The sequence below is a fragment of the Undibacter mobilis genome, assembly GCF_003367195.1.
Lineage (GTDB): Bacteria > Pseudomonadota > Alphaproteobacteria > Rhizobiales > Xanthobacteraceae > Pseudolabrys > Pseudolabrys mobilis.
In genome coordinates this window covers 2,065,177-2,090,328 of the sequence record NZ_QRGO01000001.1, presented here as the reverse complement: position 1 = coordinate 2,090,328, position 25,152 = coordinate 2,065,177, and the positions used below count along the sequence as shown (strand labels likewise).

Genomic DNA, 25,152 nt, shown 5'->3' with positions numbered 1-25,152 from the left:
GCAAGGGCGGTACCCGCCGTCCCCAACGGATGGTATGGGCGAGGGTGAACGGGGCGTTATGCTCCTCCCGGAATGACGAGGAAGAGACCGCCATGGCAAATCCCGATTTTGGCGTCCGCGAGGGCGAAGTGACGGTCGACCTGCCGGCCGATTTCGACGCGGGGGTCTATTTCATTGGCCGCATCCGCACCCCCTGGAAGGAGCGCAAGGACTGCCCGAAGAACGCCCGCGCATCCGACGCGGTCTGCACCGTCGAACTCGACCCGCAATGGGTCCCGGCCCTCAAGGAGGTCGAGACCTGCAGCCACCTCGTGCTGCTTTACTGGATGGACAAGGCGCCTCGAAATCTGGTGCGGCAGGTGCCCGGCCAATACGGGGTCCAGCGCGGCACCTTTGCGCTGCGCTCGCCGGCGCGGCCCAACCCGATCGCCATGAGCGTGGTGAAGCTCAACGATGTCGACGGCAACAAACTGAGCGTGGTCGGGCTGGACTGCCTCGACGGCACGCCGCTGCTGGACATCAAACCCTACTTTGCCTCAACCGACAGCGCGCCGGACGCCGTGGTCGGGTGGCACACGCGGAAATGATCCCGCGCCAAAACGCCAATCATTGCAGCCGGTTCCCTGCTTTGTCGCATATTTGACCGCATTGTGATGGGGAACACAGCCCCCACCCTCGTACTTGCCTACACGAATGACACGCGACTTCGTGTTCGGAGGGTAAGATGTTCACCAACATTAAGACCGCAGGTTCGCTCGCCGCGCTGATCGCCGCGCTCGCATTGTCGGGCGCCGCTCACGCGCAGTCGCAAGTCGCTTTCCTGGCGCCGCCGCAAATGCAGGCCGCGCCGCAGCAGCTTTCGCCCGACCTTCAATATGACGACCAGCTCGGCAATGAGGATGCGCAGCTCGATCCGCGGCTGCAGCGCCAGATTGTCGATTATGCCACCCGCGAAGCCGCCGGCACGGTGATTGTCGATACGCCGAACACTTATCTTTATCTCGTGCTCGGCAACGGCAAGGCCCTGCGCTACGGCATCGGCGTCGGCCGCGAAGGTTTCACCTGGTCGGGCGTGAAGCAGGTGTCGCGCAAAGCCGAGTGGCCGGACTGGCATCCGCCGGCCGAAATGATCGAGCGCCAGCCTTATCTGCCGCGCTTCACCGCTGGCGGTCCCGGCAATCCGCTCGGCGCCCGTGCCATGTATATCGGCAACACGATGTACCGCATTCACGGCACCAACGATCCGTCGACCATCGGCAAGAACGTGTCGTCCGGCTGCATCCGCCTCACCAACGACGACGTCATCGACCTTTATGATCGCGTGCAGACCGGCGCCAAGGTGATTGTGCTGCCGCAGACCACCGAAGCGCGCGCCCGTCGCGACGCGCCGCAGACTGTGTCGGCGCTCTCGGACGAAGCCACGTCATCCTATGCGTCGGCGGCCCCCGGCCCGGCCGAGCGCACATGGCAGACCATCCGCCCGCGTGGGATTTACTGAACGTTTTCGACTGAACCTCCCAAAACTGCCCGGCAAACCTTCCGGTTTCGCCGGGCTCTTTTTTGCGCGCGCATGCTATAGCCACACCCGTACATGAATGCGGGAGCCTCATCATGCGGATTGCGGCAATGGCGGCAGGCGCCGTCGGCGGTTACTTCGGCGCGCGGCTTGCCGCCGCCGGGCACGACGTCTTCTTTATCGCGCGCGGCGCCAATCTCGCGGCCATCAAGGCCAACGGGTTGAAGCTTGAGAGCGTGCATGGCGACCTGCATCTGCCCAAGGTCAATGTCACCGACAATCCGAAAGACGTCGGCCCCGTCGATGTCGTGCTGTTCGCCGTCAAGCTCTGGGACACCGAAAGCGCCGCCGAACTGACGAAGCCGCTGGTCAATGACGCGACCCGCGTCATCACCTTGCAGAACGGCGTCGACAGCGTCGAGCGCATTGCCCCGATCCTCGGTGCGGAGCAGACCGTGGGCGGCGTCACCTACATCGCCACCACCATTGCCGCGCCCGGCGTCATCAAACACACCAGCGCCTTCGCGCGCATGGTGTTCGGCCGCGCGGACAAGAAGCCGGATGCGACGCTCGACGCCTTTGTCGCCGCCGGCAAGGCGGCCGGGCTCAGCCTCGAACTCTCGAGCGACATCGAACGCGAGCGCTGGCAGAAATTCATTTTCCTCACCGCCATGTCCGGCGCGACCGCAACCTTCCGCTCATCGATCGGACCGATCGCCGCCGATCCGGACCTGCGCGACTTCTTCAGGCAGTTGATGGAGGAAGCTTACGCCGTCGGCCGCGCCAAAGGCGTCGCGCTCGATCACGCATTCATCGACGAGCGCATGGCGCAGATCGCCGGCACGATCGAGCCCGGCATGAAAGCCTCGATGGCGCACGATCTCGAGCGCGGCAACCGACTCGAGCTCGACTGGCTCGGCGGCAAGGTGCGTGCGCTGGGCCGCGCGTCCGGCATCCCAACGCCGGCGAGCGACGTGGTCTGGAACGTGCTGAAGCTGCACCGGATGGGACGGCCTTCGTGACACAAACCTGATCAGCCGCGCTGCTGGTCACGCGCCGCTCATCGGCCTAAAATCCGCACGCGACGAATCGAGCGGAGCGGACCGATGGGACGAATTTTCGACGCCATTTTCTATGTGATCACCGCACCGCTGCGGTGGTTCGGCCGGTCGCGCCGCTTCCGCGTGATCGCCGGCGCGCTCATCGTCGTGGCGCTGTTCTTCGCCGCCACCTTGTGGGCGCTCGACCGCTTCTTTCCGCCGGCCAATCAAGCCAGCCGCGTCGCCGCCAAGCTCGAGCCGTTGCCGCCATTACCGCCGCTGTCGCGTCCGTCTTACGTGATCGCGCCGGTGGCCGTGTCGATCGACGCCATCCAGCGTTCGATCGAAGCCTCGACGCCGCGCAATTTCTCCGGTCAGAGCGGCAATCCGGTCAGCGGCCTGCTGCAGAAGGCCGACATCGGCCTCACGGTCAATCGCGGCAACATGGCGGTAAGCGGCCGCGCCGGTGAACTCACCGTCAACACGCCGCTGACCGGCAATCTGCACATTACCGGCCAACTCGGCGCGGCCGCCGGCAACCTGACCGGCGGCGTCGCCGGCGCGCTCGGCGGCCTGCTTGGCGGTGGCCAGCTCGGCGGCGATCTCAACAAGGCTATCGGCGGACTGGCTGGCCGCGTGCTCGATCAGAACGTCGAATTGCGCAGCCAGGTCACCGTGCGCTCGCGGCCCGAATTCGCCACCAACTGGCGCGTTCATCCCAATCTCGCGGCGCAGATCAGCGTTGCCGACAGCGCGATCAACATCGCCGGCATTCGTCTCAACATGGCCGGTGAGGCCAAGCCCCTGATCGAGCAACAGGTGAACCAGCAGGTGGCCAATTTCGAAGGCCGCATCCGCAACGATCCGATCGTCGAAGTGACGGCGCGCGAGCAGTGGCAGAAGATGTGCCGCTCGATTCCGCTGGGCGGCGGCAATACCGGCCTGCCCGCATTGTGGCTGGAGATGAAGCCGGTGCGCGCCGCTGCCGCGCAGCCGCAGATCGATGCGCGAAACGTCACGCTGGTGATCGGCGTTCAGGCCGAGACGCGCATCCTGGCGCAGGCGACCAAGCCGGCCTGCCCGTTCCCGGCGTCGCTCGAACTCGTGCCGCCGATGGAAAACGGCAAGCTGGTAGTCGGCGTGCCGATCGACGTGCCGTTCACCGAGCTCAACAAGCTGATCAACGCCCAATTGAAGGGCAAGCGCTTCCCCGAAGACGCAAGCGCGGCGGTCGAAGTCGAGGTGCTACGTGCCTCTCTGGCCGCGGCCGACGATCGCCTGCTGATCTCGCTGCGTGTCAAGGCACGCGAGCGCAAGAGCTGGTTCGGCTTCGGCGCCGAGGCCGATGTCGATATCTGGGGCCGCCCGAAGCTCGATCCGCAAACGCAGATTCTGCGCCTCACCGACATCTCGCTGGCGGTGGAGACGGAAGCGGCGTACGGCCTGCTCGGCACCGCGGCGCGTGCGGCCATGCCCTACCTGCAACAGGCTCTGGCCGACAACGCCATGATCGATCTCACGCCCTTCCTCAACGATGCCAAGAAGAAAATCGGCGAGGCGATGGCCGACTTCCGGCAGGCCGGCCAGGGCGTCGCGGTCGATACCGCGATCAACAGCCTCCGCCTCAACGGCATCGCCTTCGACTCCAACACCTTGCGCATCATCGCCGAAGCCGAAGGCACGGCACGGATCAGCGTCACGCAATTGCCGAGGATGTAATTCGGCTCACTTTGTATTCGTGAGCCCCGACGCCGTCGTCATCGCTGCGATGTCTCCCTTTGTCATTGCGGGGGGCAGCGAGTCGAACGCAATGGCGGGCCCTCCGAATATGCTCTACAAATCTCTGCGGATGGGTTTCGGAGGGTCAAATCCATGGTTCGGAAGGTCGGTGTTCTGGTAGTCTTGGCGTTGCTCGCTTTGTTGCCCGTGCGGCAGGCAGCGGCGCAGAACAATACCATTGGCGGTGCGATCATCGGCGGCGGTATCGGCGCAGTCGTCGGCGGCGCTGCGACCGGCAAGGCCGGCGGCGCTGTCGCCGGCGGCATCATTGGTGCCGCTGCCGGCGCCGCGATCGGTTCGCAGATGGAGCCCCGCGGCCGTTACTACTGGTACGACGGTCGCTGCTGGCGCAAACATCGTGATGGCAGCTATCACCGCGTGTCGCGGAACTACTGCTACTGAGCAGCGCAACGGCCGCGGCTAGCGCGCGGCGTCCGTCCGCACATGCACGACGGCAGTGTCATCGGCATAGACGCGCGTCCAGCCCGGCATACGGTCGAGCAGACCGACCGCCGGCGTCGACGGCGCCAGCAAGGTGACGTCGATATCGCGTGCCCGCATCAGATCGTAGAACACGCTGACATTCTTGAGATTCACCGCGGCATCGTGGCGCAGGAAGAAATCTGCGCCATAGAGCTCGGTGCGACCGTCGATGAACGGCTTGACGCCCTGTGCAATCAGATAGCCGCCGAAGTCGTAGGAATTGAGCAGATGCGTCCGGCCGGATGCCTTCACCGCCGCAGCCGCGCCGGCCGGCGACACCTCCGCGCGCGGTGAGTAACGCAGCGACAGCGGCAGAACCACGCTCATCACCGCGGCGAACAGCACGAGCGCCGCGGCGGCGGCCGTATAGAGCGGCTTCGCATCGCCGGCGGCACGGCCGCCAAGTTGCGGCGCCAAAGGCGCGGCCAGGAACAGCGGCGCAACAAGGCCCAGCATCTCACCGCTGCGCGACTGGCTGAGCGCCATATGCACGAGACCGAGCACAACGAGGATGCGCACCGGCGGCAGCGTGATGCGGCGATAGAGCAGAAAGCCGATCGCCGCGAGCAGACAGATTTCCAGACCGCCGAGCCTGGCGAAATTTTCCGGCTGCCATTCGCCGATCAGCGCCAGTGCCGGCCCCAGGCCAAGAATGCGCCGCGTCACCAGAATCGACTCCGGCCCGTAGGGCGTGATGCACGCGGCGGCGAGCGCGGCAACGCCGAACAACGCCCAGCGCAGCACCACCCGCATCCGCTCCTGCGCCTTTGCATTGATCAGCGCCTCGAGCGCGACCGGCGCGATCAGGAACAGACCGAAGGTGAAGCCGCCATGCAGATTCGCCCACAGCGCGATCAGGGGCAGCAGCCAGAATGACGGCGCGCGCTTCTCATCGGCGGCGCGCACCAGCCCCGCGACCCACAGCACCATCACCGGCAGCGCCAGCGCGTGGGGCCGCGCCAGCATATGCGGCGCGGCAAGCACGAAGGCGGCCACGGTGAGGACCAGCGCCGGCATCGGGGCAAGATGCCGCATCAGATGATAAGCCAGCAGGCCGAAGGCCGACGCGATCGCCAGCGCGCTGATCGCGACGACGCCGCTCCAGCCGACCGCGTTGTAAACCGCGGCGAAGATCACCTGCGCCAGCCACTGGCTGGAGATCCACGGCTCGCCCGCCATCGTCCAGGAATAGACATCGACATGCGGCACGGCGCGGTTGGCGATCATCCAGTCGCCGAGCGCGATCTGCCAGTAGGTGTCGGCGTCGTTGAGCAGCTTGCCGCCCAGCGCCAGCAACATCACATACATCAGCGACGCCACCGCCACGGGCCAAGCCACAGAGGCTGGAACCGCGCGCAGCGCGGAAAACCCGGGACGCTTGGCGTCGGCGGATGGAAAGACCACGGCAAGGCCCTCTGAAAGCGTCAGCTCCCGCCATGCGAGCGCGGGCGAACGGAGGCCATTAAATCCGCGAAGCGATAACCGAGAGTAAATGGCCTGGAACAAAGGCTTCAGCCGATTGACACAGCCCCGAACGAGCCTAGATTACGCGGATTCCGAGGGGTGCCCGGCGACATGGCCGGGCTGAGAGAGTCCCTTTGAACCTGATCCGGGTCATGCCGGCGAAGGGACAGGACACGCCAATGCAGGCTTCATATTCCATTGCCCGAATCGCCGGCCCGGTCATGGCCGTGCTCGGCATTGGCGCGCTCATCAACGGCGCGGCCTACAACGAGATCAGTCGCCAGCTGCTCGGCAACAGCGCGATGGTCGCGCTGTCGGGCATTCTCGGCCTGGCGACGGGCCTCGCCATTCTCAACGCGCATCCGCGCTGGACCGCCGACTGGCGCAGCCTCATCACCGCGCTCGGCTGGCTGCTGACCGTGATGGGCGTGTTCCGCATTTTCGCACCCGACCTCGTCCGCTTCATCGGCGCCACGAGCAATCCGCGTGTCGTTACCGTGCTGGCGATCATCTTTCTGGTCGTCGGCGGCATTCTCACATTCAAGGCTTATGTGGCCGAACAACCGCAGAGCCAGCGCAGGGAGTTGAAGTCATGAACAAGCCCGTCACCGCCGCCGATCTCGTCACGCCGAAGGTCACGACCGGCCCCCTGCCCGCCTCGCGCAAGGTGCATACCAACCCCGCCGCAGCGCCGGACATCAAGGTGCCGCATCGCGCGATCAAGCTCTCGGATGCCTCCGGCGAGCCGCCGTTGCCCGTCTACGACACCACCGGGCCTTACACGGACGACAACGTCGCCATCGACGTCGAGAACGGCCTCAAGCGCGCGCGCATCGAATGGGTGAAGGAGCGCGGCGGCGTCGAGGAATATGAAGGGCGGCCGATCAAGCCAGTCGACAACGGCAACGCCACCGGCAAGCACCTCGCCCGCAACTTCCCGAACACGCCGAAGCCGTGGCGCGCCATCGGCGACGCGCCGGTGACGCAGTATGAATTCGCCAGGCGCGGCATCATCACCAAGGAAATGATCTACGTCGCCGAGCGCGAGAACCTCGGCCGCAAGGCGATGCTCGACCGCGCGCAGGCCGCGATCGCCGACGGTGAGAGCTTCGGCGCCGCGGTGCCGGCCTTCATCACGCCGGAATTCGTCCGCGACGAGATCGCGCGCGGCCGCGCCATCATCCCGGCCAATATCAACCACGCCGAACTCGAGCCGATGATCATCGGCCGCAACTTCCTCGTGAAGATCAACGCCAATATCGGCAACTCGGCCGTCACCTCTTCCGTCGAAGAGGAAGTCGAGAAGATGGTGTGGGCGATCCGCTGGGGCGCCGACACGGTGATGGACCTGTCGACCGGCCGCAACATCCACAACACGCGCGAATGGATCCTGCGAAACAGCCCCGTCCCGATCGGCACCGTGCCGATCTATCAGGCGCTGGAAAAGGTCAATGGCGACCCGACCAAGCTCGACTGGGAAGTCTACAAGGACACGCTCATCGAGCAGGCCGAACAGGGCGTCGATTATTTCACCATCCACGCCGGCGTGCGGCTCGCTTACGTGCCGCTCACCGCTAACCGCGTGACGGGCATCGTGTCGCGCGGCGGCTCGATCATGGCGAAGTGGTGCCTGTCGCGGCACAAGGAGAGCTTCCTCTACGAGCGCTTCGATGAAATCTGCGACCTGATGCGCAAATACGATGTGTCGTTCTCGCTCGGCGACGGGCTGCGGCCCGGCTCCATCGCCGACGCCAATGACCGCGCCCAGTTCGCCGAACTGGAAACGCTCGGCGAACTGACGCAGATCGCGTGGAAGAAGGGCTGCCAGGTGATGATCGAAGGCCCCGGCCATGTGCCGATGCACAAGATCAAGATCAACATGGACAAGCAGCTCAAGGAATGCGGCGAGGCGCCGTTCTACACGCTCGGGCCGCTGACCACCGACATCGCGCCGGGCTACGACCACATCACGAGCGGCATCGGCGCCGCCATGATCGGCTGGTTCGGCTGCGCCATGCTCTGCTACGTCACGCCGAAGGAGCATCTCGGCCTGCCGAACCGCGACGACGTCAAGGAAGGCGTCATCACCTACAAGATCGCGGCGCACGCCGCCGACCTCGCCAAGGGCCACCCGGCGGCGCAGCTGCGCGACGACGCACTCAGCCGCGCGCGCTTCGACTTCCGCTGGGAGGACCAGTTCAATCTCGGCCTCGATCCCGATACGGCGCGCAGCTATCACGACGAGACGATGCCGAAGGAAGCGCACAAGGTGGCGCATTTCTGCTCGATGTGCGGGCCGAAGTTCTGCTCGATGAAGATCACGCAGGACGTGCGCGATTATGCGGCGTCACTCGGCGACAACGAAAAGGCGGCGCTGGGACTCTCCACCGCCGAAGCCGGCATGAAGGAGATGTCGGACAAGTTCAACGCCATGGGCCAGCAAGTGTATGTTGACGCCGACAAGGTCCAAACGCCGAAGGCGGCCGCCTCGTCGTCGGAAGCCGAGCACCACGCGAAGAATGCGGGGCTAGTGAAGGAGAGTAATAAAGCGCTGTCGTAAGACACCGTCTCCGTTCGTTCCCGCGAAAGCGGGGACCCAGACTCTTGATTCGTAGGGCGGGTTAGCCGACGGCGTAACCCGCCTTTTGTTTGCGCGGACGGCGGATTACGCTGCGCCGGCCCGACCCACGTCCGCGCCACAGCCACCGTCTCATTCACGGAACCCGCTCCATGCGCACAGCCGCAATGATCTTCTTGATGCTGGTCGCTTTCTGGACGATCAGCACGTTAAAGACATCATGCACATTTGAAATGGGCTGCAGCGACCTGAGTTTTGGTATCGCGCTCAGCCTGTTCTTCGGCACGATAGTCGCAGTCCCGGTCATTAGCTATCTAATCTTGGCCGACGCCATGGCCGGACTAGCCCGCGCCCCTTGGAGCCTTCTCATCTATGCTGCTTTCGTAATTGTCGGCTGCGCGCTCTATCTCGCGGCGTGGCGCTACGGCAAAGGCGAACAGTTACCCGCCAACGCCGAGGAATGGCATCGCTTCTGGCGCGGCCACGGTCCGGTTCTTATCATTGCCGCGATCCCGTTCGTGCGGCGCTTGTGGCAAGTCACGTCTGGGTCGAGGTGATGGAGGAGACGAACGCCGCGCCGAAGTCCTCGGTCTCGCCGTCGGAAGTCGAGCATCAAGCGAAAAATGCGGCGCTTGTAAAGGAGAGTAACAGGGCGTTGTCGTAATTCTTTGAGGTCAGAGACATCATGCCACAAACGACCCGCTGGATCATCATCGCGCTTGTGGTTTACGTCGGTACGTACGTCGCCTTCCGCCACTTCAATACGGAAGTATGGGCGCGCGATAGCAGGACCTACGTGATCTTCCCGCAGGGTTATGGGAGCGCGCTCTATTATCTTTGGCGGCCCCTTACCTATATCGACGGGGCCGCAACAAAGATGCAGTTCCACATTGGACCACATCGTTGACCGATTGTTATTATGACTTTGTAGGGCGGGTTGGCCTTCGGCTAACCTGCCTTACGGAAACTTACGCTCGATAGAGTTCGGCTATTTTTCTTCTCGCGCCAGCTTCTCGAACACGCCGGCAAGCGCGCGCATTTCATCCAACGTCAGGATGCTGCTCTCCTGCGGATCAAACACGACTCCGCCCGTCGCCTTCGCATTGGCCACCGCCGCCATGAAGACGGAAACGCCCTCGTGCGCCAGGCTGCCCCATCGGAAACTGAGCGCATGTTTCCAGGCCGGACAGGAGGTGAAGTAAGGCACATCATCCGCGTAGGTCTCCATCAGTTCGCGCGGATTTCGTGATAGCTCTCGAAACCAGATTGCTTGCCGCGCAACGTCGCCGGCAGGAAAGCCGCTCGCCGTCAGAAATTCCACTATCGGATCCAGCTTGAGATCGAAGCCTTCAGCGTCGATGGCCTGTTGCCATGCGGCAATCGAGGGCAGTCGTTCGTTGGAAACATGCAGCCGGTCCCTTCGCAAGGATATGGCTTTTCATCTTTTAACTCAACCCCAGATTGAGTATGTTTCAATTAGGTTGTGAGGCCACATGATCGGCTGGGTCGTTCTGTCGGAAAGCTGGATCGAACTGACGGAGGAGACGCTGCGCGCGCAGCTCGACCGGCTCTATCCCGGCGAGTTTCTGCCGGCGCGCGAGAGCGGCACTTTCGTCGTGACCGGGGCCGTTGAAGACGTACAATTCCTGATCAACTCGGGCATCGCCAGCGCCACCGGCCTGTTCATGCTGCAGTCGGTGCCAGGCCCTTACACCGAATTTTCGCCGTTCGCAGACCACATTCAAGACTCCGCCTTGCGGCGTATCGCGGTCGCGCAACGGGCATGGCTTGGCCTTGAACGCCTAGGCGGCGACAATGAGGACGACGCTTACCGCTTCATCGGCAAGGTGATTGCCGCGCTTGCGCCCGACGATGCCGCCGTTCTGGTTCATCCTTCGCGGCTGACATCATTCCCGTTCGACACCGCCTTGCGGCGCAATCTGGCAAATGGCGACATGCGCTGAGGCGCGCATCTTGCCTCGAACCGACCGAAGGCCCACGAATGGCCAAGCAAAATGAACACGGCAAACTGATTGCAGCGGCGGCGAAGGCCGCATTGGCGCCGCTTGGCTTTCGGCGTGTCGGCCAGTCGCGTACCTGGATTTCGGATGAGCGGTACTGGGCCATCTGGATCGAATTCCAGCCGAGCGCGTGGTCGAAAGGCAGCTACCTGAATGTCAGGCCGAGCTGGTTATGGTTGCGCTACGGCGGCAACGACGATCATCCGCGACCCGCCGATTTCATACCGTTCGAGAACACCGAGCAGTTCACGCCGCTGATCAAGGACATGGCCGCAATTGCTGCGCAGACCGCTGTGGCGATGCGCGACCGGTTTCGCACGCTTGAAGACGTCCATCGTTTCTTCTCTGAGCGGGTCTCCCAAGATGGCTTCCCCGTTTATCGCGCAGCGATAACGGCCGGGCTCGTGGGGGACCTCAAAGCGGCGCGGCCGCTGTTCGAGCGGATGGAGAATATAGACATGGCGAACTGGGGACCTTGGATCCTGAAACTCAAGACCGAGTGCGCCGAGCTGGCGGCGCTGCTCGACGATCCCGTCCGCTACAAGGCCGCGATTCTTGAGACAATCACCGACCGGAGAGAAAAGATTCGCTTGCCGCCCGACCCGCAATGTCTCGAATCCACGGGTTCCACAGTCGTAGGGTAATGATCCAGAGATGATGCCGATTTGCGGCGCTCGCCTTGAGCGACAAGCCGCGCCGGATATGCATTTCGATAACCGGAATACTCAGAGTGACGCCGGTCTTGGCGCGCAGCTCCCGCACACGTGGGGCATCCAGATAGGCGTTACCGGTCTTGACGTCGTAGATCGCAATGACGTCTCCAGCATCGTTTTTTAAGACGACATCGGTGCGCACGGTGCCTTTCGAGCCATAGCGCGTGTCCTCCTCCGGAAAAGTATGCTCGACGCCTTTACGGCCGATGCCGCGCAAGTTTTCGGCCTTCACCGCATCGCCGAAGGCATAGTGGATCGCCTTGCCATATTCACGCCCGAACCCTTCGGGGCGCGCGTTCACGACCTTCTCCAGAACCGTCTTGAGCTTTTCAGTGGTTTCGTCGACCGTTGATAGTCCCGTTTGCGCGTTGTTGACGATTGTGACCTGGCCAGCGCGATATGTGGTCGAACCTACCCGCTCGCTAGTGTCGGGAGTGGGAAGGTGCAGAGGACGTTTATCTTTTGGACCGCGCGGGCCGGCCGCGTACTGCGCCCCTGGTATCCAGTCATTATCCGGCGTCGCGTCCGAAATGACTCGCGAATCGTTGATCCCGCCGCCGCCCACGTCGGACATCCATTGCCCGCCCTCGCGACGTCCTGCCGGCACACGCGGCTGGTCGGGGCGATATTTGCGCGCATGGTGTTCACCGATCGTACGCGCCAAATCGCCGCGTATCGCCGTAATCTCCCTTCGCATTTGCAGAATTTCTTCGTACCCGGATCGCAAAAGCATCGCACCTTCTCCATTTCGGAGTATAATCCTATCATCCAGGTGCACCTCCGTCAAGTATTTTTTCCTATTATGTATCATAAGCCGTCACGCCCTCGCCCCGACACCCCTCGCCTCCGGCCCCACCTTCCGCCGCATTATGTGAAGGCCTGGGTCGAAAGCTGGGGCTCCGACAACGAACTGCCGCAGCCGAGGGCGCAGCAGCAATTGTAGCCCGGATGAGCGAAGCGAAATCCGGGATAGTCAGCCCGGCATTTCGCTTCATGCGGTCTACAGATCAGGCGTTATGCGCCATCGACCGCGGCATCAACGCGGCGGGTGCCCGTTGTCCTAGACCGCCCTGCCCCACCGAACATCCGCCTGCATCACTTCTCCCACCACTTGATCCCGAACCTCTCGAGCGCGCCGCGCGCGTTCGCTGCCTGCGGATACTGGTTGCGATCGCTGATGGCGCGAAACGCCGCAATCGCCTCCCTCGGTGCAAGATCACGAACTGCGTAGGCCGCTCTCAATCGGACTTCTACATTGCCGTGAGCGAGCAACGGCAGCAGCGTCAGCCGCTGGTCGCCGTCTCGTGACTTCAACGCCAGTTCGACCGCGGCAAGCTGTCCAAAAAGACGATTGAATTTCGAAATCTCGCTTCGGTCGAGCGCGTGACTTTGCTGCAGGGCGATGTCGAGGAAGCGTTCAACCAGGGCCGCGGTCGTCATCCGGGCCAGCTTTGGCGGCACTTGTGCCGGCGCGTCAACGTCACGCGGCGGCACCCAATCGTCGTCGTCGATCGCCAGCAATCGGCTTTTGGCGAGCTCCGGCGCAAAGCTCAGCGTGAAATCGGCCGCGCGAGCCCGCACGCGAATGTCGGGATGGGTGTACAGCGCGATAAGGGCGCCCGGATGTCCCTCCCGCCGCTCCAGTTCGCGGCGGGCATCGTCGAGCTTCCAGTATAGCGCGTCGAGTGCTTCGACGGGCTCGATATCGTCGTCGAGATCGTCTTCGGTCTGGGCCAGTGCCGCGAAGTGGTCGGGAATTTGAGGGACGGATAACGCTTCAAGGCCCGTCGGCGGCGGCGGCGGACGTGTGGCTATTTCCATTTCCGTCGCGGCGATCTGCCTATCGAGATCGCGCTGCGCGGCGGCATCCGTCCCGGCCTGATCACGCACATGCCGAAGATCCGCGAGATGCTGCTCAAGCATTTTGAGCGTCATATTGGCGAGCTGGACGTGCGTCATCGGACCATCCTCCGGGCCCAGTCTGCGAAGCCGCTGCCTACTTCCCCGCCACCTTCCTCAGCGCCGCATTGATCCGCTCCTGCCATCCCGGGCCATCGGCCTGGAAGAAGTCCAGCACGTCGCGATCGAGGCGCAAGGTCACCTGCTCCTTGGCGCCTGGAATGGAGGGCTTGTCCGGCGGCAGCTCCGCCGGCTTGGTGGTCGCCTGCTTGAAAGCCTTTTCGGCCTCGCTGCGGGAATCGCGGAAGGGTGTTCGTGCCATGCGGTGTTTATAGCAGGCGGCGCCTGTCCGGGCGACAGCCCCGGCCTTCACCGCACACACGCCGTCACAATCTGCCCTGCGAACGGCGCCACGGTTTCGATCCCCAACTCCTCCCGCGCGCCGTAAGCGTCGTGCAACGTCGTCAGCATCAGGGTTGCAACGGCGTCGAAATCCGGGCTGCCGGTCAAGACCCGGCGATACATGAGATCCGCCCCGCCCTGCTGCGGCTGGAAACCCAGCCGCAGCAGGGCGGCAACAGCATCCGTCGGCAGCGGCGTGCGATCGCTCAACGAGCGGCCGCGCACGGCCGAAGCTTCGCAATAGACGCTGCGATCCCGGAGGGAACAGCGCACATACCCCTCCGGCTTCCCCTTCGGCGAGATCCGGGTGAACTGCCGCGCGGGATCCGCGAAAGCGGGCCGCGCGTAGACCGCCGTGATCTGCGATGAAAGCGGACACTCTTGAAAGCGTAACAGGTCCTTGAGCGTGTCCGGCGTTTGGGCCGCGGCCGGAACGGCCATCGCTACGGGAATGAATAACAGGCCGCTCAGCCATCGCATCATGCCCCCCGGCCACGGATTACTCATACATCATCCGCCTGATCGCGGCTTCGTCCCGCTGCGGCGCAAGCGGTGCGACGATGTCGATTTTCGACAACAGCCTCGCGCCAAAAATCTTGATCAGCGGCTCCATGATGACCCACGAAGCTCCACCCCAGACGCAGCTGTCGTTTGTGATCTCGTAGTTGAACACTGGCCGACCGTCGGCATCCGGCCAATAGCCGGCATCCTTCAGTTGCGCGACTACCGCTGGCGGCAACGCCGCTCCCTGCCCTGGGCGTGGCGGATAAGGGCCGGCCACCGCCTCGCACATCAGGATGTCGCGATCCTGAAATCGATAGTGGATGTAACCGGCGTCGCGCCCGCGAAGCGCCGCCACCAGCCAGGCATTTCCCTCGTCGCGCTCCGCGAAGCCGTGAATGTGTTTGAGACGCGCGGCGATATCGTTGCCGTAAACAGTGCGGAGAATGACGTCGTGGTTATCGGCCGTGTGGCCCCGGGCCAAGGACATCGCCGACAACAGCCAGGCACCAAACCGGGGGTTCATAGCGATGCGACGCCCTCACACGACACGCAAGACAGGGTTGACCCAGCATCGCCTCAGTCTGCCGGCAAGCTGCTCCGCCTCGTCCATATCGTTCGCGCTTAAGGACATGTGGCCGCGCCAGCCAATCGGTTCGCGCACCACCGGTCGAACGATGACCTCCCCATCGACGAGGAGGGCCAGTTCTTCGTCGAGGATTTGCGACGTCAGACGATGAATACGTGCGCCGATGTGCGGTGCGAACTCAAGCTGGACGTGGGGCAACTGAAATGTGTGGTATGCCCCCGTGTCATCGCAAAAGAACGTCTGCTCGGCGCGCGCTTCGATCGCCAGGATCTCCGCTGCGACCAAATCGATCCGGTCACGCGCATGGACGAACGACAGCGCGATGCGGGCCGCAGCCGATCCGCGAACGACCGAAAACGGCGGGTTTTTGACGTTCATGCCCTCAACCTCCCCGCCCATATCCAACCACCGGTTGTGTCGCCGCGCAAGGCTGCCCGCTCAGACCCGTTTTGACTTATTTTCCTATAGGTTGACTGGTCGATGACGCACGTCCGCCGGCAGACTCGGCTCCGGACTGCGGCTACACTCATCGCATTATTAAACAACGGGGAGCACGCCATGACGGCCTTCAACGCCGTGCGTTTCAAGGTGAAGCCGGGCCGCGACCAGGACTTCCTCGACGCCCACAAGAACATCGGCGCCGAATGGCCCGGCCTGCGCCATGCCAGCATCATCAAGACAGGCGAGCAGCGCTACTGCATCATCGCCGAATGGGAGAGCACGGACGCGATTGTCGCGGCGCGGCCCAGCATGATCGTCACGCTCAATTCCTTCCGCGACACGCTCGAGGATCTGGGAGGCGGCCTTGGCGTCACCGACGCGGTGTCCGGGCCCGTGGCGCTGACGCTCAAATAGCGGGCGCGCCGTCGTCCACAGGCCGCAATCCGCCGTTGCAACTCCCGGTATTATCCGCCACCCTGATACCGGAAGGGGCGCCGTGCAGACACTCGCTCGGTCTGGGCCCGTCCGGAATTGGATGGGGGCTGGCAATGACGGCGTGGAAGCGGTGGTCGTGGCGCTATCGGGTCGGCGCGCTGTTCGCGCTGGCGCTGCTGCTGCAGGGCGCGAGTTGTCCGCTCGATCTGTTCCAGCGAACGACGGTCAACGTGCCTGGCGTCGGCAATGTGATCTTCGAATATTTCTCGGACGGCCCGTCCAACGGGTATTTCCTGGTTGAGCAAATCGACAGGAACGGCGCGCGAGGTTTTCGCCGCGTCTATTACCCGAGCCGGGAATACGCGATCATTCTGGGGACCTTTATCAACCGTGGGGACTACGTCCCGGGACAGTGGTGGCTCAGCGGACCAGCCGGCCTGCCTGGCGCCGCTGGCACCTCGCCCGCCCCGCCTTCGCTGTAGCGGAGGCAAGCCATGCGCCTCCGCCTCGCCGTCATCGCCGCCCTCGCCGCAACGCCCGCGCTGGCGCAGGAGAGCACGCAACTCGCCAACCGCATCGGCGCGATCACCGACGCGCTGTCGCAATATCGCTCGCTCGACAACGGCGTCTGGGCCGCCGCCGGCGCCGGCCGTATCAATGACAAGCGGCCCGCTCTGTCGCGCACGGTCACGACGCAGTCGTTCCAGGCCGGCTACGACCGCCGCTTCGCCTCGCCGTTCACGGCGCAGGATCAGCTGGTACTCGGCGCCGCCGTCGCCGCGCTCAGCGCCAAGGCGCAAACCGACGCGCAGAACATGCGCGTGGATTCGCGCGGCGTGAGCCTCACCGGTTATGGCGTCTACTCGCCCTGGCTGTTCCTGAGCTTCCCGGTTTCGTTCACAGTGACGCGCTGGTCGAGCGACCAGACCCGCGACGGCACCAACCTGATGCCGGTCTACCGCACCAGCTACGAGTCCACGTCCTACGCCAGCTCCGTCGGCGCCGCGCTGACGCTGCCGGTGGCGCGCTTTCTCGCGACCACGAGCCTGTCGCATCGCTACAGCAGCAACAACCGGCCGGCTTATCTCGAGGCCATCAATCCGCTGGCGACCGACTTTCAGTTCACGCCGTCGGAAACCACCGATGCCTCGCAGCTCGTCGGCAATGTGCGCCTGGCGCTGCCGTTCGAGACCGGCCGCGCCTGGGTATCGGCCGGCTATGCCCATGATCTCAAGCGCAGCCCGTCCGAAGGCACCCGGAGCGAATTTCCGCTCGGCATCGGTCTCGATCTTCTGTCGCCGCGCTGGCAGCTCGGCATCGCCGGGCAGGTCATCCTGCGCGACGACATCACCGCCTATGCCGGCGCGCTCACCGGCCGTATGCAGTTCTAGCCCCACGAAAAATCAGCCGGGACGCGCGGCTGCGTGGAACCAGGTATCGCCGCCGGGCGTTCCAATCCGCAGCTTTCGCCGTGGAGTTTGCCTTGACCTTGTTCAACGACAGCATCGAAGCCCTCCTGCTCCTGCCGCCAGCCAGTGCCGCTCATCACCGCCATCTCGGCGCCACCACCGCTGTCCTGAAATATGCGCCGCGCCGCCTGCGTCTGGAGAACGGCGACGAGGCGATCGCCCGCGCGCAGGCCGATGCGCGCTACTGGCGCGAGCGCGCCTTCAAGGCGGAGACGACGTTGCGCGCGCTGGAGACGCGGGTGCAGCAGCTGGCGCGGCGCGCGCAAGGGCGCTGAGCCTTGCGCTGTTGTCCTGTGCTAGGCTTGCGCCGTCAGATGCCGCTCTATCCAACGGGTCTCATGCCAGCGCGCCTGCGGTCTCGCCCCCTCCTCCTCGCCTTCGTCCTTGTTGCGTCCATCACGGCCGCGCGCGCGGACACGGCGCCGCTCAGCGCCGCTGACCGCGCCTGGATTGCGGCCTGCGCCGATGGCCTGCGCAACGAGCGCGGCTCGGCCGAGAGCAAGCAGCGCTATTGCGCCTGCATGCACGAACAGTTCGACGAGAACGAGCCGGTCACGCAGACCGAGATGGAGCGGATGTATCCGCCGCTGCACCGCGCCTGTCAGGTGGAGGCCGGCCGCGGCCGCTGAGGCGGCGTTACCGGCGGCCGGCCACCAGCCACACCAGCAGGCCGATCACCGGCAGCAGCAGGATCAGCAGAATCCAGAACAGCTTGGAGCCGCCGCTCTGGCTGCTTTTGAGGATCTGAACGACGGCCCAGATGTCGGCCACCAGAATGATCAGGCCCAGAAGGCCGCCTTCGAAACCCATCGTGACAATCCCTTCGTCGCTTGGTCGGGATAAGAACCGCCGGGCCGCGCGCGGGTTCCGTTGTGGCTCCATGCGCCGGAGCGCATGCGCCGTCGCCCGACCGGCCTCATGGTGAGGAGCGTTGCGAAGCAACGCGTCTCGAACCACGAGGCCGCCCCATGGTTCGAGACGGGCCTTCGGCCCTCCTCACCATAAGGGCGGAATTTATCCCTTGACGACTTTCGGCCCTAGGTCTATATTCCCCTCCATCCCGCCCCTTCTGCGAGGGGTGTCTGTACAGCATCTTCAGATGCGGGGCGGGGAGCGGTGGCCGGGCACGGGGCGTCGGAGATGCGGCGCAGCTTTCCCCTCCCGGCGGTCCAAGCCGCGCCGGGATTCCTGCACGCCTGCCGCGTGCCGGGGCCCTGACGGCCGGTACCCGGTCCTGGTCAGAACAGGACCGGCGAGTTGCCTGCCCCTTCGGTGGAGCGTTGTCGGGCTGTGAACAGGCCGATGACGAACGGACGACCACCGGGAACGGCGCGGAGCAAACCTAGAAACACCGCGTGCGGAACGCCGGAAGTCCGGCAATTTCCGTGGCGACGACGTCTGTGCGCACTACCAAACCAACACGCGCACAGAGTCATGGGGTTGTTGGGCCCCGGCGTTCCGCGCGCCCTCGTCTTATCGAGTGCGCACTTGGAATGATGTTCAGGACTGCGGCCTGCCCGGGGCCGACCAAAGAACGCGGGCGATGAATCACGCCTGTCATTCCGGCGCGCGAACGATGTGAGCGAAGCCGGAATGACGAGTTAAAGTCTCACCGCCACCAGAATCCGCGCGCCGAGGCCGATCAGCACCGTGCCCAGCGCCCGCTCGATCCAGACGCGGGCGCGCCCATAGGCCGCCTGCACACGCGGTCGCGAGAACACGAAGGCGACGATCGTGTACCAGGAAATTTCCTGCACGCCGACAATGGCCACGGCAACGAGCCGCACCCACACCGGCGCATCATGCGGCAGCAGCGCGACGAAAATGCTGGAGAAGAAAATGATGATCTTCGGATTGCCAAGGCTGAGCCAAGCGCCGGTCAGCACCGCGCGCGCGAGGCCGTCACGCGAGGCCGGCGTTGCGGATGTCTGCGCAGCAGCCATCGGCGCCCGGCTGTGGCGCCATGCGCTGATGCCGAGCCAGATCAGATAGGCGCCGCCGGCGATCTGGATGATGCCGTACACCGAGGCAAATTGCGTCATCAGCAGCGCGATGCCGAAGCACGCCGCGGCGGCCCAGATGGTCGCAGCCACGGCGACGCCGGCACCCAGCGCAACGCCGATAGCGAGACTGCGGCTGGCGGCGGCGCGGCTCACCATCAGGAATGCCGGGCCCGGGCTGATGATGCCGAGCAGGTTGGCGAGCGCGAGGCCCGCGAGCGGCCAGAGATAGGAGGACATAAGTTGCGTCTCCCGCTTCGCGCGCAGCCCGCGCGGTCAGACTTCTTCCCTGCTTCGCACCTGCGCGCCGGGCGCGATGGTCCGCGGTGCGGCGTTCAGCTTCTCGATGGCGAAGCCGGCCGCGGCCTTGTAGCCGGCCATGAATTCGGCACGCTCCTTCGGCGGGATCACATCGTCGATATTGTCGAAGGTGCCGCCGCAGCGTTCGTCCACAAGATTGAGCAGGCCGAACGGACCGGCGCCGCGGTTGCGCAAGATGAGCTGCGAGATCGGACCGCACAGCATCTTGTCGTAGGACGCGAGCGCCTCCGGTGTCGCACCCTGCGCGACCAGGCAAGCGCCCAGAGTGCGCGCGTCGATGATTGCCTGGCTGGCGCCGTTGGAGCCGGTCGGATACATCGCATGCGCGGCATCGCCGAGCAGCACCACCGGCCCGTCCTGCCAGGTGTCGACCGGATCGCGATCGATCATCGGATTTTCAAAAGCACAGTCGGCCTGCGCAATCATCGCCGGCACGTCGAGCCAGTCCCAGACCCAGCCGTCGAAGTGATGCGCGAAGTCCGAAGTCTCGACCTGGCGAAACCAGCCGGCCTGTTTCCAGCCGTCGCTGTTGTCCAGCGTGACTTCGGCGATCCAGTTGATAGTCGCGAGACCCGTCTCCGGATCGGGATGCGAGATCGGATAAAACACGACGCGGTGGCGGTGAGTGCCGAGACCGACGAACGAGGCGCCGGAACGGATCGGCTTGCCTTTGGTGGTGCCGCGCCACATCACCGCGCCGCCCCAGTGGATCGGCGGCTGTTTGGGATGCATCTGCGCGCGGATAGCCGAGTGGATGCCGTCGGCGGCGATGAGCAGCGCGCCCTGCACGTCTTCGGTCGAGCCGTCCGGATGCTCGATCAAGGCGGTCACGCCGTCCGCGGTCTTGCGATAGCCATTGACGCGGCTGCCGAGCTTGACGGCGTTGCGGCCGAGACGCGCGATCACGGCGTCGTACAGCATCATGTGGAACAGACCGCGATGGACGGCGTATTGCGGCCAGTTGTAGCCGGCGCCCAGACCGCGCGGTTCGGAATAGATGTCGTTGCCGTTGAGGCCGACCAGCGCCCATTCCTTCGCCGGCACGCCGACGCGGTCGAGATCGGCCTGTGTGAAGCCGAGATCGTAAAGCTCGCGCACGGCGTTGGGCTGGATATTGATGCCGACGCCGAGCGGGCGCATATCGCGCACGGCTTCGAACACGACGCACGGCACACCGATCTGGTGCAGGGTCAGGGCTGTCGCCAGTCCGCCGATGCCGCCACCGGCGATAATCACGCGATCACGCATACTCTTAGCTCCCCAGGGTCGTTTTCTTTAACGGGACCAGAGGGATGAGGCAAGCCGGGGCGCACTCCGGGCTATCCCGGAGTGACAGGCCGGCGCCAGCCGTGACAAACAGGATGGGAAGCGGCCTAATATCGAGGAAAACCGGAGGAACCGATGGCGAACGAGCCCACTTTGTCCCGCGACGAACTGAACGACCGCATTGCGATCCTGCGTGACAATATCCGCCAGTTGACCGAACAGGCCGCGGCGTTCTCCGGCGCGGCAGACGAGGAGCGTGCGGCGAGCCGCATTGCCGAACAGCAGGACGAACTCGATCGCCTTATCGCTCTTCGCGAAGCAATGGATAAGGGCAAGTCATAACGGCCGTCACCCTGCGGCACGCACCATCTGGTGTGTGACTTGTGCGATATCACCCCGGCCTTCCGGCCGTTCGGCGGCTAGAACTTCCAGTCGAGAATGTTGCCGTCATCGATCACGTCGGAGACATCGCGGTCCATTTCCGTGGCGACGACACCGGTTGAGTTGATGCCCGCGCCGGGCACGACGTCGGGCTGCGGCAGGCGCTTGCGCATGTCGCGATAGGCCTCGAACGCCACGGCGTTGCCGACGAACACGCATTTGCACAGGTCGGGATCGGCGTAGAGATAGTAGCGCTGGCCGTTCTTCATGCGGCTGACGAACTGGCGCGGCGGCAACCGCTTGACATGCCCAAGTTCGGCCGCGGTGTTGGCCGGGCGCATAACGAAGCCGGCATCCTCGAGCTTCATGTCAGACGCCAGTTGCGCGCGGGCCAAGCCTGTGGATGCGGCCACTGCACACAGCACTACCATTGTGAAAATTCGCATGTCGTCGCCCCTTCGCGCCGGAACTGGTCGGCGGACACAGTTTTTATACGATGGCCGCTGTTTGCGCCAACGGGACCGCGACCGATGTGTCGGCCGTCACAATCTTGCTCGCCGCTTGTTGTGCTATGATCCGGGTGCAAGACCCTTGGAATGGAGGCCGCTCATGGCTCGCATCGTTTCACTCACCGGCGCTGCTCTCGCGGCCGCAGCCCTGATCGCCATGGCTCTGAGCGTATTGACGCCGCCTGCCCTCGCCCAGCAGTCGTTCGGCCGCAATTATCCGATCACCATGCAGGAGCCCGATCCGGGCATCGACGACACGGGGCGCGACGTCGAACTGCCGCCGGAATATCGGCGCACGCCCGTATTCTTTCGCAGCGACTATCCGCCGGGCACGATCATCGTCAACACGGCCGATCGCTTTCTCTATCTCGTGCAGAACAACCAGACTGCTCTTCGCTACGGCGTCGGAGTTGGCCGCGATGGCTTCCAGTGGGGCGGCACCCACAAAATCTCCCGCAAGGCCGAGTGGCCGGACTGGACGCCGCCGCCGGAGATGATCGAGCGCCAGCCTTACCTGCCGCGCTTCATGGCCGGCGGCCCTGGCAATCCGATGGGCGCTGCTGCGCTCTACATCGGCAGCACCGTGTATCGAATCCACGGCACCAATGCGCCGCAGACGATTGGGCAGGCCGTATCGTCAGGCTGCTTCCGGCTGGTGAATGAGGACATCCAGGACCTCTATTCGCGCGTGCCGGTGGGCACCAAGGTCATCGTGCAGCACCAGTAGCGCAGGCTCGGCCTAGCGCGCTATCCTCCGGTCCAAATACAAAACGGGGGATGCGAAATGCCGGGGCTGCTGCAAAATGCTATCGCCGTCATGACCAGTGGTGACATCGGCAAAGCCATCACCCTCCCCTGCTCTGGCGAAGGCGCCAGTATCGCCGCGCTCGATGGCAGCTATCGCGCCATCTAAGCTTTCGAATTCATTCAACAGGAGTGTCGTCTATGTCGAAAGCCGTCGCCGTTATCGGAGCCGGAACGATTGGCGCCAGTTGGGCCGCGATCTTTCTGGCGCAAGGCAATGACGTGCGTGCGAGCGATCCGTCACCGCAGGGCGAGGCCTTCGCGCGGCGCTTCATCGCCAATGCCTGGCCAACGCTGGAAACGCTGGGCTGGGTGGTGCCCGGCGCCAGCCAGGACCGCTTCTCGTTCCATACCTCACCAACCGAAGCCTGCGAGGGCGTCAGCTTCGTGCAGGAAAGCGGGCCGGAGCGCGAAGACATCAAGATCGAGACCTTCAAGGAAATCGACGCCGCAACCGCACCCGATGTCGTCATCGCCTCGAGTTCGTCCGGTCTGCTGATCTCGCGCGTGACGGTGAAGTGTACGCATCCGGAGCGTTGCGTCATCGGCCATCCGTTCAACCCGCCGCATCTCATTCCGCTGGTCGAAGTCGTTGCCGGCGAGAAGACATCGCAGGCTGCTGTCGACAAAGCGATGGAATTCTACCGTTCAATCGGCAAGCACCCGATCCACATCAAAAAGGAAGTGAAAGGCCACGTCGCCAACCGCCTGCAGGCTGCGCTGTGGCGCGAAGCGGTGAGTCTGGTCGCCGATGGCGTCTGCTCCGTCGCGGATGCCGATGCCGCCATTGCCTACGGTCCCGGCCTGCGCTGGGCTTTGATGGGCCCGCATCTGACCTTCCATCTCGCCGGCGGCGAAGGCGGCATGACGCATTTCATGAATCATCTCACGCCCGCCTTGCAGACCTGGATGGACGACATGCGCAATCCGCGTGTTCTCGACTACAAACAACTCATCATCGACGGCGTCACCGAAGAGGCCGGCAACCGCTCCATCGCCGATTTGCAGAAGTGGCGCGACCGCAAGCTGATCGATATCCTGAAAGTATCGAGCGCACCCTAACTTTGGGATCTGGCGTTTTGCTCGCTGATCGCGCGCAGCAACGTCAGCAACATGCCGTTGAGCGGCGTCGCGATGCCATGACGCTTGCCGGCGGCGACGATGGCGCCCGTGAGCGACTCGACCTCAAACGGCTTGCCGGCAAGCCGGTCGAAATAGGTTGAGGTGCTCAGATCGACACCGAAGCCACGTACCGTCGCCAGCACGCGCTGGCTTTCATCGTCACGCAAGCGCGCGCCATCGGCGCGAGCCACCCGCCCCGCTTCGTCGAGTATCGCAATCGACAGATCCTGGATATCGGACCGTTCGAAAACAACAAAGCGCTGCAAAGTGAGCGCCGTGATCGGATTTGCGACGGCATTGACCAGCAGCTTGCGCCATTTCAGCGTGACGAAATCCGCGCTCGCCAGAACATGGAACGGCGTCGCGCTCATGAGCGCGGCGAAAGCGCGACCGTTGTCGTCGTCCGGCACAACGAGTTCATTGGCGCTCACCGGCTTGTAACGCACACGATCCGGCGCCAGCCGCTCGCCGTTGTAATAGACCAGCGCCGGCACGATGCCCGCACCATTGGCGTAAGGCGAAATACGTTCGACATGGTCGATGCCATTCTGCAAGGCCGCGACTTTCGTCGCCGGCGTACATAGCCGCTGGAGCCATGGCCCGGCCGATGCCGTCTCATGCGTCTTGGTGCAGAACAGAACCCAGTCGACCGGCTGGGCATCGGTTGGATCGGTCAACGCCTTGAGCGGCACCTCGAAGGCGCCATCGGGGCCTTCGACCGTGAGCCGCGTCAGCGGCGCCCGCACACAGGCCGTGACGTCGTGACGTCCGCCGCGGGCCAGCAGACCGGCGGCAGTGCCACCAATGCCGCCGAGACCGACGACGGCGATGCTCAAGCGTTGCGGTGCAGCCGGCGTCAATGACATGCCGCCCACGTTCGCGCCATTATTTGACTTTGTCAACTATTTCGCCTGCGCGGCAAAACGGGCGGCACGGCTGCCGCCGCCCGCCCGCTTCGCCGTGACTGAAAGCTTTTAGCGTATTGTCAGCACCAGACCGCTCAGATCGGCACTGATGATCAGCCCCGCCTGCCGCCCGCTCAGAGTCAGAACCGCACCCTTCTGGTTGGTCAGCACCACACCTTGCGCACCGCGAACCGCGGCAGCACCGGCGCCAGCCTGGCCATAGACGCCCTCGATGTCCGAGGCGCGGCGAATGTTCGACACGGTGCCGTAGAAATTCGTCTCGGAAGCACCGAACGTGAAGCCGTAGCTGACGCCGCCGATGCTCAGCGGATACTTCCGGCCCTGGAAGGTCAGCGTGCCGCTGCCGCCGGAGCCGCCAATAACGAAGCCCGCCTTTACGATACGGATATGAACACGGCCGCTGTCGGCATAAGCGGCGGACGCAAGGCTGAAGCCGAGAAGCGCGACAAGCGCCACCAGCGCGACGCGGAAGCTGGCACGGAAAGTCATATTG

35 protein-coding genes, 1 pseudogene and 1 riboswitch are annotated in these 25,152 nt (G+C 64.3%); of the genes and pseudogenes, 22 read left to right on the top strand and 14 right to left on the bottom strand.

Annotation, left to right across the window (positions count from 1 at the left end):
• Nucleotides 1-92 precede the first annotated feature (92 nt).
• From tsaA to DXH78_RS09920, 5 genes are all read left to right on the top strand, one after another.
• Entirely contained in the window at nt 93-587 is a 495-nt protein-coding gene (gene tsaA / locus DXH78_RS09940; RefSeq protein ID WP_115516881.1) for a tRNA (N6-threonylcarbamoyladenosine(37)-N6)-methyltransferase TrmO, read from the top strand.
• A gap of 137 nt (nt 588-724) precedes the next feature.
• On the top strand, nt 725-1,498 hold the full coding sequence (locus DXH78_RS09935) for a L,D-transpeptidase (protein WP_115516880.1): 774 nt from the start codon (nt 725-727) through the stop codon (nt 1,496-1,498).
• A gap of 113 nt (nt 1,499-1,611) precedes the next feature.
• Complete coding sequence (locus tag DXH78_RS09930; RefSeq protein ID WP_115516879.1) at nt 1,612-2,538, top strand: ketopantoate reductase family protein; 927 nt, start codon at nt 1,612-1,614, stop codon at nt 2,536-2,538.
• Between the two features lie 84 nt (nt 2,539-2,622).
• The gene (locus DXH78_RS09925; protein ID WP_115516878.1) at nt 2,623-4,275 is read left to right on the top strand and encodes a DUF4403 family protein; all 1,653 of its coding nucleotides are present in this window, start codon (nt 2,623-2,625) and stop codon (nt 4,273-4,275) included.
• Between the two features lie 153 nt (nt 4,276-4,428).
• Nucleotides 4,429-4,737 carry a YMGG-like glycine zipper-containing protein gene (locus DXH78_RS09920; protein ID WP_115516877.1) on the top strand — a complete coding sequence of 103 codons (309 nt, stop codon included), beginning with the start codon at nt 4,429-4,431 and terminating at the stop codon, nt 4,735-4,737.
• Nucleotides 4,738-4,755: 18 nt separating this feature from the next.
• On the opposite strand, the gene DXH78_RS09915 is transcribed toward DXH78_RS09920, so the two are convergent.
• The gene (locus DXH78_RS09915) at nt 4,756-6,222 is read right to left on the bottom strand and encodes a hypothetical protein (RefSeq protein ID WP_245416787.1); all 1,467 of its coding nucleotides are present in this window, start codon (nt 6,220-6,222) and stop codon (nt 4,756-4,758) included.
• A gap of 145 nt (nt 6,223-6,367) precedes the next feature.
• Nucleotides 6,368-6,466, top strand: a riboswitch (TPP riboswitch).
• Here DXH78_RS09915 and DXH78_RS19625 point away from each other — a divergent pair.
• The 4 genes and pseudogenes from DXH78_RS19625 (at nt 6,462) to DXH78_RS09900 (ending at nt 9,767) form a co-directional block, all read left to right on the top strand.
• Nucleotides 6,462-6,878: a hypothetical protein gene (locus DXH78_RS19625; protein WP_147292606.1), complete on the top strand. Its 417-nt coding sequence runs from the start codon at nt 6,462-6,464 to the stop codon at nt 6,876-6,878. (Overlaps the previous riboswitch by 5 nt.)
• Nucleotides 6,875-8,767 (top strand): annotated as a pseudogene (gene thiC, locus DXH78_RS09910) (phosphomethylpyrimidine synthase ThiC); the annotation flags it as partial. The gene DXH78_RS19625 and the pseudogene thiC, both read left to right, overlap by 4 nt.
• A 245-nt stretch (nt 8,768-9,012) precedes the next feature.
• Nucleotides 9,013-9,417: a hypothetical protein gene (locus DXH78_RS09905; protein WP_147292605.1), complete on the top strand. Its 405-nt coding sequence runs from the start codon at nt 9,013-9,015 to the stop codon at nt 9,415-9,417.
• Between the two features lie 128 nt (nt 9,418-9,545).
• A complete protein-coding gene (locus DXH78_RS09900; RefSeq protein ID WP_115516874.1) occupies nt 9,546-9,767 on the top strand; it encodes a hypothetical protein in 222 nt (73 codons plus the stop codon).
• An 81-nt stretch (nt 9,768-9,848) separates the two neighbouring features.
• On the opposite strand, the gene DXH78_RS09895 is transcribed toward DXH78_RS09900, so the two are convergent.
• Nucleotides 9,849-10,286, bottom strand: a complete 438-nt coding sequence (locus tag DXH78_RS09895; RefSeq protein WP_115516873.1) for a hypothetical protein — start codon at nt 10,284-10,286, stop codon at nt 9,849-9,851.
• 67 nt (nt 10,287-10,353) lie between these two features.
• On the opposite strand from DXH78_RS09895, the gene DXH78_RS09890 reads away from it, so the two are divergent.
• Both DXH78_RS09890 and DXH78_RS09885 read left to right on the top strand, forming a co-directional pair.
• Nucleotides 10,354-10,824, top strand: coding sequence for a hypothetical protein (locus tag DXH78_RS09890; protein WP_115516872.1), 471 nt, complete (start codon nt 10,354-10,356; stop codon nt 10,822-10,824).
• 38 nt (nt 10,825-10,862) lie between these two features.
• A complete protein-coding gene (locus DXH78_RS09885; RefSeq protein ID WP_115516871.1) occupies nt 10,863-11,525 on the top strand; it encodes a hypothetical protein in 663 nt (220 codons plus the stop codon).
• Here DXH78_RS09885 and DXH78_RS19620 read toward each other — a convergent pair.
• Nucleotides 11,446-12,327 (bottom strand): PD-(D/E)XK nuclease family protein, encoded by an 882-nt coding sequence (locus DXH78_RS19620; RefSeq protein ID WP_147292604.1) that lies wholly within the window; start codon nt 12,325-12,327, stop codon nt 11,446-11,448. The two genes, DXH78_RS09885 and DXH78_RS19620, sit on opposite strands and share 80 nt — an antisense overlap.
• On the opposite strand from DXH78_RS19620, the gene DXH78_RS20375 reads away from it, so the two are divergent.
• The gene (locus DXH78_RS20375) at nt 12,232-12,537 is read left to right on the top strand and encodes a hypothetical protein (RefSeq protein ID WP_488225867.1); all 306 of its coding nucleotides are present in this window, start codon (nt 12,232-12,234) and stop codon (nt 12,535-12,537) included. The genes DXH78_RS19620 and DXH78_RS20375 overlap by 96 nt on opposite strands.
• Nucleotides 12,538-12,689: 152 nt before the next feature.
• Here DXH78_RS20375 and DXH78_RS09875 read toward each other — a convergent pair whose 3' ends face one another.
• Genes DXH78_RS09875 through DXH78_RS09855 form a run of 5 tightly spaced genes read right to left on the bottom strand, consistent with a single transcriptional unit; the run spans nt 12,690 to nt 15,363 of the window.
• Nucleotides 12,690-13,553 (bottom strand): DUF2019 domain-containing protein, encoded by an 864-nt coding sequence (locus tag DXH78_RS09875; RefSeq protein WP_115516869.1) that lies wholly within the window; start codon nt 13,551-13,553, stop codon nt 12,690-12,692.
• A 37-nt stretch (nt 13,554-13,590) separates the two neighbouring features.
• A complete protein-coding gene (locus DXH78_RS09870) occupies nt 13,591-13,815 on the bottom strand; it encodes a BrnA antitoxin family protein (RefSeq protein ID WP_115516868.1) in 225 nt (74 codons plus the stop codon).
• A gap of 47 nt (nt 13,816-13,862) precedes the next feature.
• On the bottom strand, nt 13,863-14,378 hold the full coding sequence (locus DXH78_RS09865) for a TY-Chap domain-containing protein (protein WP_115516867.1): 516 nt from the start codon (nt 14,376-14,378) through the stop codon (nt 13,863-13,865).
• A gap of 16 nt (nt 14,379-14,394) precedes the next feature.
• On the bottom strand, nt 14,395-14,886 hold the full coding sequence (locus DXH78_RS09860; RefSeq protein ID WP_210209533.1) for a hypothetical protein: 492 nt from the start codon (nt 14,884-14,886) through the stop codon (nt 14,395-14,397).
• A gap of 51 nt (nt 14,887-14,937) precedes the next feature.
• On the bottom strand, nt 14,938-15,363 hold the full coding sequence (locus DXH78_RS09855; protein ID WP_147292603.1) for a SecDF P1 head subdomain-containing protein: 426 nt from the start codon (nt 15,361-15,363) through the stop codon (nt 14,938-14,940).
• A 180-nt stretch (nt 15,364-15,543) separates the two neighbouring features.
• Between DXH78_RS09855 and DXH78_RS09850 the strand changes: the two genes are divergently transcribed.
• The 5 genes from DXH78_RS09850 (at nt 15,544) to DXH78_RS09830 (ending at nt 17,959) form a co-directional block, all read left to right on the top strand.
• Nucleotides 15,544-15,840: an antibiotic biosynthesis monooxygenase family protein gene (locus DXH78_RS09850; protein ID WP_115516864.1), complete on the top strand. Its 297-nt coding sequence runs from the start codon at nt 15,544-15,546 to the stop codon at nt 15,838-15,840.
• Between the two features lie 134 nt (nt 15,841-15,974).
• Nucleotides 15,975-16,343, top strand: a complete 369-nt coding sequence (locus DXH78_RS09845; protein WP_115516863.1) for a hypothetical protein — start codon at nt 15,975-15,977, stop codon at nt 16,341-16,343.
• Nucleotides 16,344-16,355: 12 nt separating this feature from the next.
• Complete coding sequence (locus DXH78_RS09840; RefSeq protein ID WP_115516862.1) at nt 16,356-17,252, top strand: autotransporter outer membrane beta-barrel domain-containing protein; 897 nt, start codon at nt 16,356-16,358, stop codon at nt 17,250-17,252.
• Between the two features lie 92 nt (nt 17,253-17,344).
• The gene (locus DXH78_RS09835; protein ID WP_147292602.1) at nt 17,345-17,605 is read left to right on the top strand and encodes a hypothetical protein; all 261 of its coding nucleotides are present in this window, start codon (nt 17,345-17,347) and stop codon (nt 17,603-17,605) included.
• 63 nt (nt 17,606-17,668) lie between these two features.
• Nucleotides 17,669-17,959, top strand: coding sequence for a hypothetical protein (locus DXH78_RS09830; protein WP_210209532.1), 291 nt, complete (start codon nt 17,669-17,671; stop codon nt 17,957-17,959).
• A 7-nt stretch (nt 17,960-17,966) separates the two neighbouring features.
• Here the strand turns inward: DXH78_RS09830 and DXH78_RS09825 are convergent, their stop codons facing one another.
• From DXH78_RS09825 to DXH78_RS09815, 3 genes are all read right to left on the bottom strand, one after another.
• A complete protein-coding gene (locus tag DXH78_RS09825; RefSeq protein WP_115516859.1) occupies nt 17,967-18,140 on the bottom strand; it encodes a PLDc N-terminal domain-containing protein in 174 nt (57 codons plus the stop codon).
• 791 nt (nt 18,141-18,931) lie between these two features.
• Nucleotides 18,932-19,570: a LysE family transporter gene (locus DXH78_RS09820; protein ID WP_115516858.1), complete on the bottom strand. Its 639-nt coding sequence runs from the start codon at nt 19,568-19,570 to the stop codon at nt 18,932-18,934.
• Between the two features lie 36 nt (nt 19,571-19,606).
• Nucleotides 19,607-20,899 (bottom strand): flavin-dependent oxidoreductase, encoded by a 1,293-nt coding sequence (locus DXH78_RS09815; protein WP_115516857.1) that lies wholly within the window; start codon nt 20,897-20,899, stop codon nt 19,607-19,609.
• A 153-nt stretch (nt 20,900-21,052) separates the two neighbouring features.
• On the opposite strand from DXH78_RS09815, the gene DXH78_RS09810 reads away from it, so the two are divergent.
• Entirely contained in the window at nt 21,053-21,259 is a 207-nt protein-coding gene (locus DXH78_RS09810) for a hypothetical protein (RefSeq protein WP_115516856.1), read from the top strand.
• Nucleotides 21,260-21,336: 77 nt separating this feature from the next.
• On the opposite strand, the gene DXH78_RS09805 is transcribed toward DXH78_RS09810, so the two are convergent.
• Nucleotides 21,337-21,666 carry a hypothetical protein gene (locus tag DXH78_RS09805; protein ID WP_115516855.1) on the bottom strand — a complete coding sequence of 110 codons (330 nt, stop codon included), beginning with the start codon at nt 21,664-21,666 and terminating at the stop codon, nt 21,337-21,339.
• Between the two features lie 241 nt (nt 21,667-21,907).
• On the opposite strand from DXH78_RS09805, the gene DXH78_RS09800 reads away from it, so the two are divergent.
• The 3 genes from DXH78_RS09800 to DXH78_RS09795 are packed head-to-tail and all read left to right on the top strand — an operon-like array spanning nt 21,908 to nt 23,673.
• On the top strand, nt 21,908-22,534 hold the full coding sequence (locus DXH78_RS09800) for a L,D-transpeptidase (protein WP_115516854.1): 627 nt from the start codon (nt 21,908-21,910) through the stop codon (nt 22,532-22,534).
• Nucleotides 22,535-22,591: 57 nt separating this feature from the next.
• Entirely contained in the window at nt 22,592-22,720 is a 129-nt protein-coding gene (locus DXH78_RS20235; RefSeq protein ID WP_283805616.1) for a hypothetical protein, read from the top strand.
• 32 nt (nt 22,721-22,752) lie between these two features.
• Nucleotides 22,753-23,673: a 3-hydroxyacyl-CoA dehydrogenase NAD-binding domain-containing protein gene (locus DXH78_RS09795; protein WP_115516853.1), complete on the top strand. Its 921-nt coding sequence runs from the start codon at nt 22,753-22,755 to the stop codon at nt 23,671-23,673.
• Here DXH78_RS09795 and DXH78_RS09790 read toward each other — a convergent pair.
• On the bottom strand, nt 23,670-24,569 hold the full coding sequence (locus DXH78_RS09790) for a 2-dehydropantoate 2-reductase (RefSeq protein WP_245416786.1): 900 nt from the start codon (nt 24,567-24,569) through the stop codon (nt 23,670-23,672). The two genes, DXH78_RS09795 and DXH78_RS09790, sit on opposite strands and share 4 nt — an antisense overlap.
• Here DXH78_RS09790 and DXH78_RS19855 point away from each other — a divergent pair.
• Nucleotides 24,562-24,711, top strand: a complete 150-nt coding sequence (locus DXH78_RS19855; protein ID WP_168192650.1) for a hypothetical protein — start codon at nt 24,562-24,564, stop codon at nt 24,709-24,711. The two genes, DXH78_RS09790 and DXH78_RS19855, sit on opposite strands and share 8 nt — an antisense overlap.
• On the opposite strand, the gene DXH78_RS09785 is transcribed toward DXH78_RS19855, so the two are convergent.
• A complete protein-coding gene (locus DXH78_RS09785) occupies nt 24,708-25,148 on the bottom strand; it encodes a hypothetical protein (RefSeq protein WP_168192762.1) in 441 nt (146 codons plus the stop codon). The genes DXH78_RS19855 and DXH78_RS09785 overlap by 4 nt on opposite strands.
• Nucleotides 25,149-25,152 lie beyond the last annotated feature (4 nt).